Genomic DNA, 15835 nt, shown 5'->3' with positions numbered 1-15835 from the left:
ATATGAATTCTCGTAGATGCTTAGCATTTACGAGAATTCCTTTTATATAATTGGTTAATAGGTGGCGAAATTTAATTCATAAATGGTGCGAGGTCGACCCTGTTGATGTGTCATTTCTTCGCCAACGACCTTAGCGTAACCTTGATCTACTAATTTTTTTATAATACGCTCAGTTGTACGTCTAGTAACCTGTAGGTATTCTGAAAGATTCTGCGATGTAAATTGTGCGGATTGCCTTTCATGACTAAAATTGATGATTTTAGAAATATTTAATGGACTTAAGCTTGTGAGTTTGGCCATTTGTAATACATAAGGATCATCTGTTTTTAAAGATAATTTACCTTCTGATTTGGGAAAGGGACCTAAAAGGTTTTTATGTTCATCCAGAATATAAATTTCAAATGGTTTCGAAAATGTTAAAGCATGCTGAGCATTTTGGGTGGCTTCTAACATGGAGTGACCATACCCGAAGGCTAGTTTAATTGGTATTTCAATTTGTTTAATAAGCTCTTTTAAAGTTTCCTTTACAAGTGCATTTTGTAAATGGCCAGCAGTTGTATAAAGCTCAAAGGTTTGTGATGAAATTTGTTTATATGTTGAAAAGGTAGCCTTCGCAATTTGATTTAAAATAGCTGAATCAATGGAAGAATCAGTAGGGAATTCTAAAAATCCAACTACGGCCTTAAATGATTCGGATTTTGTTAAAAGTGATTTTGATTTGGTTTCTTCGAGACATTGAATAATAGAATTCGTGGCGTCTATCATGCGCATGGCAGGTATTTGATGTGCTTGTAATGTATCAAAAACACTGTGGATACTTGTAATCACGATATCTATGCTTTTGGTATTCCACAGCGCAATGTGACGCTTTAGAATATGTTCTGTGGGTTCTGTAATAGAAATATGTTGAATATGTGGCTTCGGACCCTTATAGTCAATTTCTGTTAAAACATTATCAACAAATGCTGGATTCATTACATCAATTGAAATTCTATTGATTGGTATAGCATGTTTAGCTACTAGTGATAACAGAGTTGTAGAGATAGTTGTTTCATCTTGTTTTATATAATTCCAAGGTATTGGTATTTTCGGTAGGTGAGATTGAGCATGTAAAAAGGGTAATGTACCTCCGAATAAAAGAGCATCACATGGTTTAATTTGCTTCATTAAAATTGGCGCCTCAGAGGGGTGGTTGTATAGATAAAATTCTAATTGAATATTGTCTATATTTTGTGCGATACTAATAATACGCTTCATAAATGCTTTAGAACAAATAATCGCTATTTTCGTAGACATGGGCATCGTTCCTTTTCTATTTTTTTAAATATTTAGCGACGTATTAGCGACGTATATAACGACAAAGGAGACTGATTATTATGAAAATCCAACAAGTAGAAATTTATGCTATACATTTACCGCTAATTGATCCATTTATCATTAGTTATGCTACATATGATACAATGCCTTCTATTATTTTAAAAGTAACAACTGATACTGGTATTGTAGGTTATGGTGAAGCGGTTCCTGATGAACATGTAACGGGTGAAACATGGGAAAGTACATATGCTGTGCTTCAACATCATCTTGCACCTGCTGTTATTGGTGAAGATCCCATGGCCTTTGAAAAATTGCACGATAAAATGAATAAGATTGTAAAAGATGTTCCGGCAGCAAAGGCAGCTATTGATATTGCTTGCTTTGATATTGCTGGGAAAGCATTGGGAGTTCCAGTATATCAGCTTTTAGGTGGGCGTTATCATGAAAAATTCCCTATTACACATGTGTTAAGTATTGGAACGCCCGAGGCAATGGCTGAAGAGGCTGCGAAGCGTGTAGAGATGGGGTATCGTTCATTTAAAATGAAGGTAGGTACAGAGGTAACCCGTGATGTTGCTCGTATTAAAGCAGTAAGACAGCAAGTAGGTGAAGATATCGCCATCCGAGTAGATGTCAACCAAGGGTGGGAGAATGCTGCAACTACATTACAGGGCTTACGTGCAATGAAGGATTTAAATATTGATTGGTTAGAGCAACCCGTTGATAGTGAAGATATCGATGGAATGGTTGAGATTAAGTCAAAATCTGATGTACCTCTAATGATTGATGAAGGGATTCGAGGAGTACGTGAAATGCGTGAAATCATCGCCAAGCGTGCTGCAGATAAAGTAAATATAAAATTAATGAAATGTGGAGGCATCTATCCTGCAATGAAGCTAGCAGTTATGGCAGAAATGGCTGGTATTGAATGTCAAGTTGGTTCCATGGTAGAGTCCTCTGTTGGCTCTGCGGCAGGTTTCCATGTAGCATTTTCTAAAAAAATTATGACAAGTGTTGAATTGACAGGGCCATTGAAGTTCTCAAAAGATGTGGGTAATCTTCATTATGATGTTCCTTTTATCTGTTTAAATGAACAACCGGGTCTCGGTATTGATGTAGACGAAGCTGTTATGAAGGAATTGTGTAAGTTTTCAACTGTTGTCACAGCCTAAGGAGGCGAAACATGGAAAAAATATATGAAGGTATGCTAGGAGAGACTCCATACTTTGTCACAGAGTTAACAATTCAACATTTACAACAAATCGAAGACTTGCAGGTGGAGGTTTATGAAGCTTTAGCTGATAAAAGCATCTTACAGCCATTGAGCACCGAGGAATTCGAATTTATTCTAAATGGACAAGGTATGATGATAGGCGCCTATGCAGGTGAGAAATTGATTGCCTTCCGTGCCCTATTAAATCCTCCTATTGATGAGGAACATCTTGGGTATGATTGTGGAATTCCTGAGAGCGAATTTAATCGAGTTTTATATCAGGAGATTTCTAATGTTTCACCAAAGTACCGTGGCTACGGCTTACAAAAAACATTAGCGACAATAGTGATGAGTAACATCGATGTGGAAAAATACGATTATGTATGTTCAACAGTCAAGCCATTTAATATTCCGAGCTTAAAGGATAAGTTCGCTCAAGACCTTGTTATTAAAGGATTAAAAATTAAATATGTAGACAAACTACGTTATATATTCTTTAAGGATTTACGTCAAGAGCTCCCTTTATTGACAGAAAAACAAGTAATCAACATGAAAGATACAGCGGCACAACAGCAGCTTTTGAAGCAAGGCTTTCTTGGTACGTCTATGTATGCGGAAAATAATGATTGGTTTGTAGTATACGAAAAATAACATACAAAGCCTTAGCTTTCACATGTATTTGTGGAAGTTAAGGCTTTTTTTGTCTTGCTATTATTTCTTCATTGGACAAAATCCGCATGCCATTAATCCCGGTATATCTTTCGAAAAACAACACGATTTACGGACAGGGACATTGACTAAATTTGTTGGACTTAGACCCCCTGTATATTGTGCCCACCAAGATTTATTAGAGAAGCGTGCCCATGTTTTAGGGTCCTCCAATATTTCTATATCGTCCATAGCTTGATCGGCTAAGCCAGGGTTCGATAGTAAAATATGATAATGCCATAGTAAATAGCCAAAGAAATTTTCCCATATAGTAAGAGGGGAGATTGAAGTTACTTTTCGAAGTTGTTGAACAATCACATGACCATCGTATAGAATTTTTTCAATGACCACCTGACGTTCATTCTCCTCAACATAGCGCCAATCATTAGGATTAACAAACATAGCGACTGTAAAGCTGTTGAATTCCTTGGCAGCATCGAAGCGTAATTCAATTGGCTTTCCATCCCACACCTCGTCATAAGCGGCGAGCATATAAAGCTGCATAGCAAAAAACATCCCATAGCGGCGCGCGAAGTGAGAAATCGCGGCAGTTTCCGTAGCGGCGTCCGTGATACCCATCATGAGATTTAAAAAATCAGGATGGTAAAAGTCTTTATGTATATCAGCTAAAGTAAATAACGTTCGCTTTGGTTCCGTTGTATAAATACTATAGGAGTTTAATTGTTGAACTTGATCCATCGTTAAAGCTGGCATGATGATCCCCTTTTCTTAAGAGCTTTCGTAATTCAATTATAAAGTAATCATTTTTGCTTCACAAATGGAATGCCATATAGTAAAATACATTAAACATATAAGAAAGGTGGGTTTTAAAGTGTCATTGCCTCATGCAATTCCTAGACCACTGGTACGACTTAATCAATGGACGATACTATTAAGTGTGATCGCCACATGGATTACAGGAATTATATGGATTTTAGCCATTCCATTGGTTGCGAATTTATTGGGTGTCTTCTTTAACTATAACCCCATTATTCGGTTTGGGAGTTTGTTTCTCAAAAAAGCTCCATCTACCTATATACCAGAGGATGCACAGCAACCAAAATTTAATGCGAGTATAGCTAGCTTTTGTTTAACGGGTGGCTTGTTAGGTTATCTATTAAATTGGCAGGTAGTAGGTCATATCTTTACGGCAATGGTAGCAATAGCTTCTTCCATTGCTATAGCAGGTTTTTGTATAGGTTGCTTTTTACATTTTCAATTGAAGCAATGGCAGTACCGCCGTTCATTAAAAAAATCTTTTTAAAAAATTATTAGATTATTGTTGACAATTTAATTGATAATGATTATCATTATCGTATAAAGATTATTCCTCCACTACAATACAGTGTAGAGAGGATGAACTTTAGCTACTTTTCTCCAGAAGTTTGCTAGTTCATGATTACGCTCCTAAAACCCCCCTCATTTTTTGGGAACGTGAAAATCTCAGACGACTCTTTCTATTATAGAATGGAGTCGTCTTTTTTTTGAATTTATCTGTGGGGCAGACGTTTCAATTTTCATACTGCCAAGAAAAAAACAGCCCTCCAAATGAGCTGTTAGGAAGACGGCGTTTGTTGGGCAGTACTTTTTCTCCCAAGAATCATTGTGTAGTAACTGTGCAGTAGCATTCCCACAATAATGACACCTAGACCTGCCAGGGCAATCGAGTTAGGGAATGGAATACCTAATAATATTACCTCACCAATAATGACAAAAAGAATTTCTGTTGACTGTGTCGCTTCAACCGCTGCTAGTTTGCCCTGATGATCTTTTACACGATCTGTTGCAATGAAAAATAAAATAGTTGCTATGACGCCTGAGCTAATACCCACAAGTAATGATTGGAATAACTGGCCTGTTGAAGGTAGGCCAACTGTGAACAGGGCATAAATAGCCATGATAATCCATGCTGGCATCGAAGCGATTGTCATACCAAGAACACGTTGGAAGGTATCGATACGCCCTCCACAGACGTCCATCATTTTACGATTGCCGAGAGGGTAAGCAAATGCAGCGACGATGACAGGCAAAATCCCTAGCATTAAACTTTTAAATGAAACCGATTGTGCCTGAGGTATTTGGATTAGTAAAATACCTACTAAAATGACACATGAGATTAGAAGGGAAATGAATGGTATTTTTTGACGCACTTTTTTGCCAGCAATAACTGTCATAAAGAGTGGAGCTAATAATACGCCAGCAACAATGGTAAATTGCCAAGTGCCAGAAACTAACCAGCCTGGGCCAAATGCAGCGGCATAGGTTAACGGTGCATAGAATAAGACAAATCCTACAAAGCTCCAAAGAAGCCAAACTGTAGGCTGTGCTTTTATCTCATTAGATAATTGTGAAAAGCCTCTGCGATAAAACACAATGATAAGTAAAAAAGGTAGCATGAAGAAATAGCGTAATGACGCGCTCCATAGCCAGCTACCACCTTGCATTTCCATGGCATGATTTAAAATAAATGTTACAGCAAAAAAAAGGGAAGCTACTATGCCTATAGCAATTTCTTTCATTATGATCACCTCGATTTGAGTTCATCACTCAAATTCTTTATGTAATTAGAATATTCAGTAATTAATATAGAAAAAATGACGAAGAAAGGAACTAACCTTTCTCCGTTATATTTCAAGTCCCTTAAAGAACTACTTGGGCACAAGATAAACTATTCTGCACGTTGTTCAAATAGCTGAACGATTTCAATGATGACTTGTGTTGCCTTTTCCATTGTTTCAGCAGATACATATTCAAATTTACCATGCATATTTTCGCCGCCAGCAAAAATATTTGGTGTTGGTAAGCCCATATAAGATAATTGTGAGCCGTCAGTACCACCGCGTATAGGTAGGGTAATTGGTGTAATATCTAATTTTTCCATAGCCTCACGAGCGATGTCCACAATTTCTTTTACAGGTTCGATTTTTTCGCCCATATTATAGTATTGATCCTCGATAGTAATGCTTAAAGCATTCTCACCAAATTGCGCTTGAATTTTGGCTGCAGCATCTTGCATTAACTGTTTTTTCTCTTCGAATTTTTGACGATCATGGTCACGAACGATATACGATAGCTCTGCATGCTCGATAGCCCCTTTAAAGCCCATTAAATGAATGAAACCTTCATAACCTTCAGTCTTTTCAGGAACCGCCTCTGTAGGCATTTCATTTTGGAAGGCAATAGCCATTGTAATGGCATTGACCATTTTATTTTTTGCAGATCCAGGATGGACGCTTGTTCCTTTTGTGACTACCTTTACGCCAGCAGCATTGAAGCTTTCGTATTGTAGCTCACCTAATGGTCCGCCATCCATTGTATAGGCATAGTCTGCTCCAAATGCAGCCACATCAAATTTATGTGGGCCACGGCCGATTTCCTCATCAGGTGTAAACGCCACGCGTAATTTACCATGCTTAATACTTGGGTTTTGGATAAGGTATTCCATAGCTGTTATAATTTCAGCAATACCAGCCTTATCATCTGCTCCTAACAATGTCGTACCATCTGTCGTAATAAGTGTTTGACCAATGTAATTTTGAAGCTCAGGGAAATCAGTTGGTGACATCACTAAGTTTTTGTTTAGCTGAATATCTCCACCTTCATAATTATCTAAGCGCTGCGGGTTAACATTTGTTCCCGTAAAATCCGTAGTTGTGTCCACATGTGCTAAAAAGCCGATAGTTGGAATATCTTTGTCTGTATTTGCTTCTAGTGTCGCAAATAAATAGCCATTTTCATCTAATGTAATGTCTGTTAAGCCTACAGTAGCAAGTTCATCTTTCAAAACATGTAACAGATCAAATTGTTTTGGTGTAGAAGGAGTAGTTTCGCTTGTGAAATCTGATTGTGTATCAATTTTTGCATAACGTATTAATCGCTCAATTACTTGTTCTTTCATAAGTATGGCCCCCTAATGTGTATGTGTAATTATTGTAACACTTTACTTCGGATTTCGGAATATTGAAGAATACTTAAAGCTATGAGTAATTGGGCACTATAATAAGTCAGCATAATGACTTCATGTGAAAAAGCTAATGGCATTACAAATTTATTAATAGATAAATAGGAATCTGAGGCGATAAATAACAAAGCACCTATTGTTGCGAATTTAGAGCCAGTTTTAATTGCTGTCCATCCCATCGTTAAAATGACTGCAATATAGGCGATCACTGCAATAGCTAAAATCGTTTCACCAGTTTTGAAAACGGATCCTGCAATCCAAATGGCCATTCCTGCTCCGTACAGTAATAAGATTATTTTTGCCCATATTGGTACTGGTTCCTCGTTTGCAGATGAGAAGGCAAAAATATAAAAGATATGGCCGATTAGAAAACTAGTTAGCCCAATTAAAAACCATTGCAATGTATAGTCGCCAATCATACAAAATACTAGACCTATAATAATCAATAGTTGATATTTTTTTTTATGTACGGGTTTCTGAATGGCCGCTAAAATAATCATCAACAACATCGGGATGACCTTAAAGATTAGTTGTAAGCTTTCTGGAATATGAGAAAAAAGAAAAATGTAATACAACCCAAATAAAATAATGAAAGCAATTAATATTTTTTTAAACACTATTTTCAGCTCCTTTTCTATTATGAAATTCTTTCTTTATGATAGAATTCCTTTATTTATCTATGCAGCCAACATTTTTTATCTGATAGTGAAGAGCGGGGACTCACCTCTTTAAGTAACGAGTCGCCAGGGAGAGTGAATCTAAACGATATTGAAATAAAGGATATGCAAAACAATACGTCCTTTGGATATTCCGGTGGTCCAACATTTTGATGGCGAAAATCACCATCAGATGTTATAGACTTTAAAAATACCTGGACATAAAGACGCCTACATGTAATTTAATATACCTTATGTATGAAACTTTTTTAGTATGTAACCGTAAATAAGAAGACAGAAAGCTTTAAGAGAGGATGAACCAAATGACTAAGCTACTAATAGCTTCTGCAGTCATTGCATTAATCGCGAGTGTGTTAGTAACACCGCTTATTACTAAGAAGCGAGAAGATGGAAAATCTAGAAAGGTGATTGGATACTTTTTTATTGGTGTCTTTGTGCTAGGGTTTTTAGCAACAGGAATCACTTTGTATGTAACAAAAATTGACGTCAATTGGCTTGTTTTCTGGCCAGCTATTATTTTATTAACGTTAATTGGTGCAATGCTTGCAAGTGGCATTGAACGAAAAATAAAAGGTGTTTTATTTTTAGCGAGCCTAGGTGTTGCAGTCTATGTTCTATCAGCACCATTATGGAATGCGAATGAGAAATTTAAGTCTTCAGAAATGAAGGAAGAAGTGGAGCTAAAGCCGTTTGATGAGACACAGACACCTGCAAGTGTTCCACCAAAATTTGCTCGTAATAAAATGAAAAAGGCATTCGGGCAAGTACCGAATACAAGCTATTATGAATTAGGTCGTTTACAAATTCAAAAAGTAAAAGGTGAATATGTTTATATCGCACCAGTTGAATTTTCGGGATTCTTTAAATGGATGAATGGTGATACGACACCTGGTTACTTTATTATGAGTGCTACAGATTCAGCAGATAATCCTAAATTTGTAAAAGAGGAAATGAAATATGTTCCTTCAGCCTATTTAAATACCAATTTAGAACGTCATATTCGTTTACAACATCCATTCCTTATATTCTACGGAGATGTACAACTTGAAGTAGATGATGAAGGGAAGCCTTATTACATTCGCTCATATGGTGAATTTATTTCTGGGCGTAATGGCTTTGATGTAAAAGGTATTGTCTTGGTCGATGCACTTACAGGGAAGTCAGAAGTAGTTAAGCTTGATGCTATACCTGAATTTATTGATGGTGCAGTTTCACCTGAGACTGTAAGCTTACAGAACAGTTATTTCGGTAATTATGTTCATGGTTTTTGGAACAGTATGTTTGGTAAGAAAGATGTGAAAATCCCTTCGGACGAAGGTACAGAATCGAATGTCAGTCCTATTTTTGATGAAAAAGGCGATATGTATTACTTTACCGATTTTACAAGTCCTAAAGAAGGCGTAGATTCCATGTTAGGTTATTCCTTAACGAATGCAAGAACAGGCGAAGCAACCTATTACACAGGTAATCTAGATTCAAGCTATATGGACTCACAGGGGAATTTGCAAATTATCGAAAAGAAATTTATTGAGAAAAAATGGGCTGGTGAAATGCCTGTATTATATAATTTTTATGGAGAAGCTAGCTGGCTGACAGCGGTGCTTGATTCAAATGGATTTTTACAAAACTATTTCATTGTTTCAGCAGCCAATCCTGAAATTTCTGTTTACGCTACCACTCCAAGAGAAGCACTGAAGCTGTATAAAACTGCTTTAAGTCGAGGAGGAAATACGGTAGATGGTAGTTCAAATGCAGAAGAGAAACAGGCTAGCGGAAAAGTTGTCCGAGTTTACAAGGAACGACTTGGTGATTTTACGACGATTTCTTTCTTATTAAGCAATGGTGAAAATTACTTAGTAAGTGCCGAAACAGAACCTTTAGCTATTTATTTACAAGAAGGTGACGAGGTTATTATCAAATATGGTGACACAGGGGAGCAATTCCTGCCAGTCCGTTCTTTAATTATTAAAGGCTTACAATAAAAAAGTAAAAGACGATCTTGTTCGTTATATCAAGAGCGTCTTTTTTATGTTCCTTCGTTTTCAATAAAGCTGAGCATTTTTTCTCTATGGTTTATAAAGAGTGTTTTTGCATGATCATTTAATGTGAAAGTGTCTTGTAAGTATCCTTTTAGCAATTTTTCCTCGTAGGCAAAAGACTGGTTGTCCTCATTTTCTAAAATAAAGGATAGTAGAAGAGCGTGTAATACTAACACTTCTAAATTTTGAGTATTAGTAATAAATTTTAAATTGAGGATAGAGGTATGGGCAACAAATTGATTGACATAATCTATCGCATATTTATAAACGGCTATATCTGTTTCAGGCTCAAGTCGTTTTCTTAGTTGAGTGCAAGCAGCATTTAGTTCTTCAATTTTTAAAAATAAACCTCTTACACTTCTCTTATGTTGTTGTTCTAAGGTACGAGCAAGATGTTTATTGATATAGGACATTGCTTGTATAACTCCCTTCGTAAATAAGTAATCATTTATTAATATGAATGGAATTGTTTGAAAATGGAAGAGTCTTTTCGTTTAATTTATTATTGTACTTAATAGATATATCGAGACATAATGACTAGAGTTTATACAAATTAGTATCGATATTATGAAAAAAATGGGGTTATTATCATTCGATAGTAACCCCATTTTAGAAAAAAGTTGTTTATTTCCAGTTAAATCCTTTCGTAGCTAAAAAATCTTTTATATGAGGACGACGTTGCTCAATTAAAAAATCAGCCATTTGCTTTGTCCAATTATCGATTTTTCTGTTAGATGATCGACTATTATAATAGGCTTCCATTGTCTCATTATATGCTGGTAAAAGTTCATCATACTTCTCGGCATTGTATTCATTTTCATGTAATACGGCAGACACAGGCAAACGTGGTTTTACCTCATTACGACGAACAGGTACACCAATTGTTAGACCGAACAACGGGAAAACGTGATCAGGTAAATTAAATAAATCGCTTATTTCTGAAGGGTTATTGCGCACTCCTCCAATATAGCAAATGCCATATCCCATTGATTCTGCTGCAATAACAAAGTTTTGTGCAAACAATGATACATCAGCAACTCCAACAAGGACATTTTCGGCTGAATCTGCCACGATATCTACTCCCTCTAACTTACCTGCCATTTGTAGGCGTTTGAAATCAACGCAAAAAACAAAGGCTCCACCAGAAGTTTCATACTGACGGGGATTCCCAGAGAGTAATCCTAATTTCTCTTTTTTGTCTGCATCTGTTACCCATATAACACTATAGGCTTGCACAAAATGTGACGTGGCAGCCATTTGGGCTGTTGCGATTAATTCTTCAATAATTTCTTTTGAAATCGGGTTTCCATCATAGATTCTTACTGAAGAATGGTTTCGTAATAATTCTTTAACCATTTGTCTACTCTCCTTTGTCACTTATATATCAAGAGCATAGCACGCTTTCCAATCAAAATCGATTAAAGAGGGGTAGATAATTATATTTAAATAGTTTGGAAATGTAGAAATTATCTCGGAAAGTTAAATATTTCATTTGATATAGATTAAATATTCTAAATAGTATAAAATTATATAATCGGCTTTTTATTTGGTTGTGCTACCAAAAATTAGATTATTCTTATGCAGAAGAGGAGTGGGGTTAGCTCTTTTAATTAAGGATAAAGCCTCCTGCCTATTTGTTTGAAGCAGAGGTAATTTTGATGACAGAGATAATGGAACCAAATACTAGTTGAACAAAAATAAAGTGGGATGGAGGAATAAGGAATGGAAGAAAAGTTAGCGAAAAAGCTTCGTCATGAGCAATTACGAGGCAAGGTTGTAACAGCAGAAAAAGCAGCATCTTGGATTAAGGATGGCATGGTATTAGGGATGAGTGGTTTCACTCGTGCTGGAGATGTAAAAGTTGTACCTCTTGCTCTTGTAGAGAAAGCTAAAAAAGAGAGCTTCCAGGTAGATATATATACAGGAGCATCTCTAGGCCCTGAGGTAGACCAATACCTAGCGGAGGCTGGCGTTATTCGCAAGCGAGGACCTTTCCAGGCAGATGCTGGTATTCGCAATAAAATTAATAGTGGTGATATCACATTTGTAGATGCACATTTATCTCATAATGCGGAGTTGGTTCGCCAAGGCATTATAGGACCTATTGATTTTGCAATTATTGAAGCGGCTGCTATTACAGAAGATGGCTTATTAATTCCTACAACTTCAGTTGGTAACTCTCCGATTTTTGTGCAAGAGGCAGATCAAATCATCATTGAATTAAACGTAGCACAACTTGATGCATTAGAAGGTGTTCATGATATTTTCGTTCCTGCACAACAGGGGAAACGGGACCCAATCCCTTTGCAAAATGTGTCTGATCGTCTCGGTACAATTGGTATTCCGTTAGATTTAGATAAAGTAAAAGGTATCGTAGTTTCTGATATTTTAGATGCGCCATCAACGATCGTTCCTGCTGATGAGGAAACGGATATTATGGCTAATCATCTGTTAAACTTCCTACGAGAAGAGATTAAAGTTGGACGTTTAACAACAAGCTTGCGTCCAATTCAATCTGGGGTTGGATCAGTGGCGAACGCAGTGTTACTTGGTTTTAAAGATTCTGAGTTTGAGAACCTAGAAGTATTCTCAGAAGTACTTCAAGATGCAGTATTTGAATTAATCGATGCAGGAAAAGTGAATTTTGCTTCTGCTACTTCCATTACCCTCTCTGAACAAGTAGGAAACCGTGTTTATGGGAATTTTGACAAGTATGCGGATAAATTAGTACTGCGTCCACAAGAAATTTCTAACCAACCAGAAATTATTCGTCGACTCGGCTTGATTTCAGTAAATACGGCATTAGAAGTTGATATTTACGGAAATGTTAATTCTACACATGTTTCTGGCACTAAAATGATGAATGGTATCGGGGGATCGGGTGACTTCGCCCGCAATGCGCGCTTAGGTATTTTTGTGACTAAATCCTATGCTAAGGGTGGGAATATTTCGAGCATTGTCCCAATGGTATCGCATGTGGATCATACAGAGCATGATGTTGATGTTATCGTAACAGAGCAGGGAGTGGCTGATTTACGCGGGCTTGCTCCGAAAGAACGTGTAGGTCTAATTATTGATCATTGTGCTCACCCTGACTATCGTGAGCAGCTATGGCAATATTTTAACGACGCTAATGAGGCAACTGGTGGACATCATACGCCACATGATCTTGAAAAAGCGCTGTCATGGCATGTCAATTACGCAAAAAGTGGGACAATGAAAGACCCAGCTTTATCAAAATAAAATTCTAATAAAAAGGCCTTGAAGGACAGCTGCTCCCTCAAGGCCTTTTGTTGTATAAGTTTATCTAAGACGATTAGAGTTTAAAGTAGGCCAATCCATTTCCAATAAGTTGCAGAGAACAGCAAAATTAGGAGGAAGCCGAGAATCGTTAGTGGGATACCTGATTTCAGGAAATCCTTTGTTGTAAACGCTCCTGTACCATAGGCAAGCATATTTTGTGGTGCACTAATTGGTAATAGGAAACCAAAGCTAATAACAAATTGTTGTACAATAACAAAACCAACCTGATCAACATTAGCTGTTAATGTGGAAGTTAACACGATAAACACTGGTATAAGTGCAGAGGCTAAGCTTGTTGCACTAGCAAAACCTAAATGAATAAGAATATTAAATAATGTTACGATAGCAATCGTAGCAAGAATTGGCATAGTATCTAGACCGAGTGAACCAAAAACTTTATCTGATAACCATGATGCACCTTTTGTATTCAGCAAAATAGTTCCGAGCATAATACCTACTGCAAAGACAATGATTGTTCCCCAAGGGATATGAGGTTCAACTTCCTTCCATGAATAAACGCCGATTTTAGGCATTAGTAGTACAGCAATGGCGATAATTGTAACCGTTGTTGTATCAAATGGATGGAGCTTGCCTTCCGTTGCCCAGAAAAATAGTAAAACTAATGATGTAACGATCAACCGAATCTCAGGTGCTTTTAACGGCCCAAGCTCAGCCAATTGTTTCTTGATGACTTCTTTACCACCATCAATATTGCTCGTCTCAGGCTTAATAAGCGTAATCATAATGAAAAATAAGGCTACTGACATAATAATCGAGAATGGGGCAGCATAAAGTAACCAAGCACCCCATGAAATATTCACATTAAATTGCTCTTGGATGAAATTCAAAGCAACCATATTTTGCGCTGCCGCAGTTTTAATACCGATATTCCAAATGGAGACGGCTTGTACAGAAGTAATAACGAGTAAAGCAGCAAGTCGACTATCACGTGGTAAACCGAATGCTGCGACCATTCCAAGAAGAATAGGGACTACTGCGCCAGCACGTGCAGTAGCTGAAGGAACAAAAAATGCAAGGGCAATTGAAACTAATATTGCACCGAAAACAATGGCTTTTGTTTTTGTTCCTACAAGTGAAAGAATCCAAAGAGCAAGTCGTTTATGCAAATTGGTAATTTGCATGGCTGCTGCTAGAAAAAGAGCCGCTGCTACTAGGGCCACGGCAGAGTTACTAAAACCACTTAATGATAGTTTTAAGGCGCTAGCAGTACCTAGTTGTGTTGTTGGATCATCCATGGATGGTGCAAGTCCTAGTAAAACAGTGACGAGTGCAATAATCATTGCAGAGCTAACAGGATATGAAACGGCCTCTGTTACCCACAGGATAACCGCGAAAGCTAAAATGGCTAAAGCGCGCTGTCCAGCTACAGGTAGCTCACCGTTATTAGGTAAAAAAATAATGATAATTAATAAAGCAAAAGCCAACCCAATCCATAAAGGCTTTAAATTACGCTTCGTTGTTGTTTGTTTAGGTGAAGACATATTTTCTCATCCCTTCTACGTCTACGTAAAAATGACGGTTATTATCCATAACATCGGTCAGTATAATGTTTTTTTAAGATAAGAATTCGTCCATTTATTGTATAGAATGAAAAGAAGCGAAATATGTCTATTTTACAGCTTTAATAGTAATTAAAGAGATAATTTATGGTCATAAAAAATACAAATATCTCCTAAAAAATATTATTTCTTTTTCTTGAAGGCAGAAGTAACTTTAGGCTCGGTTCCATTGATTAAACGTTGAATATTTTCAATGTGCAAAATAATAGCAATAGCAAAAAGTAAAATGGCAATAATGGTCGGGCCAAGCCCAGGAATCCATAAATAAGTAGCGGTACAAAAAACGAGGTAAAATTCTAATACCCCAACAATTAAATAGTTCGTTGCAAAAGATAAAATAATAAATAGAATAAGTGCAAATAAACCAATCTTCCAATCAACCGCAAGTAAAATTCCAATGATAGAGGCAGTCCCTTTTCCACCATTGAAGCCCATATAAAAAGGGAAATTATGCCCCAAAATAACCCCTGCAGCTATCAAATAGGTGAGGAGCCATGTTTGTTCTGCTGTTAAATGTGTTGCATCTGTTAAATAAAAATGTGCACCGACGATGGCTACGACGCCTTTGCCAATATCGATAAGAGCTACTAAAACGCCATATTTCCAGCCGAGTGAAAGCGTAGCATTAGAGGCACCAGCATTGCCATGGCCAGCTTTTTTTAAATCAACCCCGGATAAAAATTGTGCCACTTTAGAGCCGTGAATACAGCCAATCAAATAGCCAACAACTAGAAAACAGATCACGGCTTTTACCATAAAAATACTCCTTTCAAATTTTTTTTAAAATAGTGTATGCGTTCTTACTACGTAAAAGAGCAGACAGAAGTTTCGGAAAAAATAAAATTTAGATGTTGACAGAAAAAAACTCTATGCTTATACTTTGTAACAACGATGGAAATTGAATCTCATACTCTTATCAAGAGCGGCGGAGGGATAGGCCCTATGATGCCCGGCAACCAGTAGGTGATGAACTTACTAAGGTGCTAATTCCTACAGATTCTTACTTGGATCTGGCAGATAAGGGGAGGAAAACTTGC

The 15835-nt window shown here is 37.0% G+C and carries 14 protein-coding genes and 1 riboswitch; of the genes, 5 read left to right on the top strand and 9 right to left on the bottom strand.

From position 1 onward, the window contains the following. Window positions 1-54: 54 nt before the first annotated feature. Window positions 55-1296, bottom strand: coding sequence for a hypothetical protein (locus C9J29_RS04775; RefSeq protein ID WP_107921724.1), 1242 nt, complete (start codon window positions 1294-1296; stop codon window positions 55-57). An 80-nt stretch (window positions 1297-1376) separates the two neighbouring features. Between C9J29_RS04775 and C9J29_RS04770 the strand changes: the two genes are divergently transcribed. Further along, complete coding sequence (locus C9J29_RS04770; protein ID WP_090002420.1) at window positions 1377-2489, top strand: mandelate racemase/muconate lactonizing enzyme family protein; 1113 nt, start codon at window positions 1377-1379, stop codon at window positions 2487-2489. Between the two features lie 11 nt (window positions 2490-2500). Further along, window positions 2501-3181: a hypothetical protein gene (locus C9J29_RS04765; protein ID WP_008176239.1), complete on the top strand. Its 681-nt coding sequence runs from the start codon at window positions 2501-2503 to the stop codon at window positions 3179-3181. Window positions 3182-3241: 60 nt separating this feature from the next. Here C9J29_RS04765 and C9J29_RS04760 read toward each other — a convergent pair whose 3' ends face one another. Further along, window positions 3242-3952 carry a hypothetical protein gene (locus C9J29_RS04760; RefSeq protein ID WP_008176238.1) on the bottom strand — a complete coding sequence of 237 codons (711 nt, stop codon included), beginning with the start codon at window positions 3950-3952 and terminating at the stop codon, window positions 3242-3244. A gap of 118 nt (window positions 3953-4070) precedes the next feature. On the opposite strand from C9J29_RS04760, the gene C9J29_RS04755 reads away from it, so the two are divergent. Beyond that, window positions 4071-4502 (top strand): DUF4395 domain-containing protein, encoded by a 432-nt coding sequence (locus tag C9J29_RS04755; RefSeq protein ID WP_090002424.1) that lies wholly within the window; start codon window positions 4071-4073, stop codon window positions 4500-4502. A 292-nt stretch (window positions 4503-4794) separates the two neighbouring features. Here the strand turns inward: C9J29_RS04755 and C9J29_RS04750 are convergent, their stop codons facing one another. From C9J29_RS04750 to C9J29_RS04740, 3 genes are all read right to left on the bottom strand, one after another. Continuing rightward, on the bottom strand, window positions 4795-5757 hold the full coding sequence (locus C9J29_RS04750; protein ID WP_090002426.1) for a DMT family transporter: 963 nt from the start codon (window positions 5755-5757) through the stop codon (window positions 4795-4797). Window positions 5758-5906: 149 nt separating this feature from the next. Continuing rightward, complete coding sequence (gene pepT, locus C9J29_RS04745) at window positions 5907-7136, bottom strand: peptidase T (RefSeq protein WP_008176232.1); 1230 nt, start codon at window positions 7134-7136, stop codon at window positions 5907-5909. Between the two features lie 29 nt (window positions 7137-7165). Beyond that, the gene (locus C9J29_RS04740; RefSeq protein WP_089985943.1) at window positions 7166-7816 is read right to left on the bottom strand and encodes a lysoplasmalogenase; all 651 of its coding nucleotides are present in this window, start codon (window positions 7814-7816) and stop codon (window positions 7166-7168) included. Window positions 7817-8178: 362 nt separating this feature from the next. On the opposite strand from C9J29_RS04740, the gene C9J29_RS04735 reads away from it, so the two are divergent. After that, entirely contained in the window at window positions 8179-9858 is a 1680-nt protein-coding gene (locus C9J29_RS04735) for a tripartite tricarboxylate transporter TctB family protein (RefSeq protein ID WP_043990097.1), read from the top strand. A 44-nt stretch (window positions 9859-9902) separates the two neighbouring features. Here the strand turns inward: C9J29_RS04735 and C9J29_RS04730 are convergent, their stop codons facing one another. Continuing rightward, window positions 9903-10328 carry a hypothetical protein gene (locus tag C9J29_RS04730; protein WP_008176226.1) on the bottom strand — a complete coding sequence of 142 codons (426 nt, stop codon included), beginning with the start codon at window positions 10326-10328 and terminating at the stop codon, window positions 9903-9905. Window positions 10329-10539: 211 nt separating this feature from the next. Further along, window positions 10540-11271, bottom strand: coding sequence for a class II chromate reductase ChrR (chrR, locus tag C9J29_RS04725; protein ID WP_008176223.1), 732 nt, complete (start codon window positions 11269-11271; stop codon window positions 10540-10542). 366 nt (window positions 11272-11637) lie between these two features. On the opposite strand from chrR, the gene C9J29_RS04720 reads away from it, so the two are divergent. Next, window positions 11638-13158 carry a succinate CoA transferase gene (locus tag C9J29_RS04720; RefSeq protein ID WP_107921723.1) on the top strand — a complete coding sequence of 507 codons (1521 nt, stop codon included), beginning with the start codon at window positions 11638-11640 and terminating at the stop codon, window positions 13156-13158. Window positions 13159-13238: 80 nt separating this feature from the next. Here the strand turns inward: C9J29_RS04720 and C9J29_RS04715 are convergent, their stop codons facing one another. Together C9J29_RS04715 and C9J29_RS04710 are read right to left on the bottom strand one after the other, a co-directional pair. Then, window positions 13239-14720, bottom strand: a complete 1482-nt coding sequence (locus tag C9J29_RS04715; RefSeq protein ID WP_107921722.1) for a DASS family sodium-coupled anion symporter — start codon at window positions 14718-14720, stop codon at window positions 13239-13241. Between the two features lie 201 nt (window positions 14721-14921). Further along, entirely contained in the window at window positions 14922-15554 is a 633-nt protein-coding gene (locus tag C9J29_RS04710) for a glycerol-3-phosphate acyltransferase (RefSeq protein ID WP_008176218.1), read from the bottom strand. A 154-nt stretch (window positions 15555-15708) separates the two neighbouring features. After that, window positions 15709-15822: riboswitch (SAM riboswitch) on the top strand. The last annotated feature ends 13 nt before the right edge of the window (window positions 15823-15835 follow it).

It is taken from the genome of Lysinibacillus fusiformis (assembly GCF_003049525.1).
Taxonomy (GTDB): Bacteria; Bacillota; Bacilli; order Bacillales_A; family Planococcaceae; genus Lysinibacillus; species Lysinibacillus fusiformis.
The sequence above is the reverse complement of the archived record's forward strand: the minus strand, read 5'-3'. Positions and strand labels throughout refer to the sequence as shown.

Excerpts from the sequence above, each read along its gene's own strand:
- C9J29_RS04720 (WP_107921723.1), top strand. The coding sequence starts at position 11,638 with ATGGAAGAAAAGTTAGCGAAAAAGCTTCGTCATGAGCAATTACGAGGC.
- C9J29_RS04770 (WP_090002420.1), top strand. The coding sequence starts at position 1,377 with ATGAAAATCCAACAAGTAGAAATTTATGCTATACATTTACCGCTAATT.
- C9J29_RS04735 (WP_043990097.1), top strand. The coding sequence starts at position 8,179 with ATGACTAAGCTACTAATAGCTTCTGCAGTCATTGCATTAATCGCGAGT.
- C9J29_RS04710 (WP_008176218.1), bottom strand. The coding sequence starts at position 15,554 with ATGGTAAAAGCCGTGATCTGTTTTCTAGTTGTTGGCTATTTGATTGGC.
- C9J29_RS04715 (WP_107921722.1), bottom strand. The coding sequence starts at position 14,720 with ATGTCTTCACCTAAACAAACAACAACGAAGCGTAATTTAAAGCCTTTA.
- chrR (WP_008176223.1), bottom strand. The coding sequence starts at position 11,271 with ATGGTTAAAGAATTATTACGAAACCATTCTTCAGTAAGAATCTATGAT.
- C9J29_RS04765 (WP_008176239.1), top strand. The coding sequence starts at position 2,501 with ATGGAAAAAATATATGAAGGTATGCTAGGAGAGACTCCATACTTTGTC.
- C9J29_RS04760 (WP_008176238.1), bottom strand. The coding sequence starts at position 3,952 with ATGCCAGCTTTAACGATGGATCAAGTTCAACAATTAAACTCCTATAGT.
- C9J29_RS04730 (WP_008176226.1), bottom strand. The coding sequence starts at position 10,328 with ATGTCCTATATCAATAAACATCTTGCTCGTACCTTAGAACAACAACAT.
- C9J29_RS04750 (WP_090002426.1), bottom strand. The coding sequence starts at position 5,757 with ATGAAAGAAATTGCTATAGGCATAGTAGCTTCCCTTTTTTTTGCTGTA.
- C9J29_RS04775 (WP_107921724.1), bottom strand. The coding sequence starts at position 1,296 with ATGTCTACGAAAATAGCGATTATTTGTTCTAAAGCATTTATGAAGCGT.
- pepT (WP_008176232.1), bottom strand. The coding sequence starts at position 7,136 with ATGAAAGAACAAGTAATTGAGCGATTAATACGTTATGCAAAAATTGAT.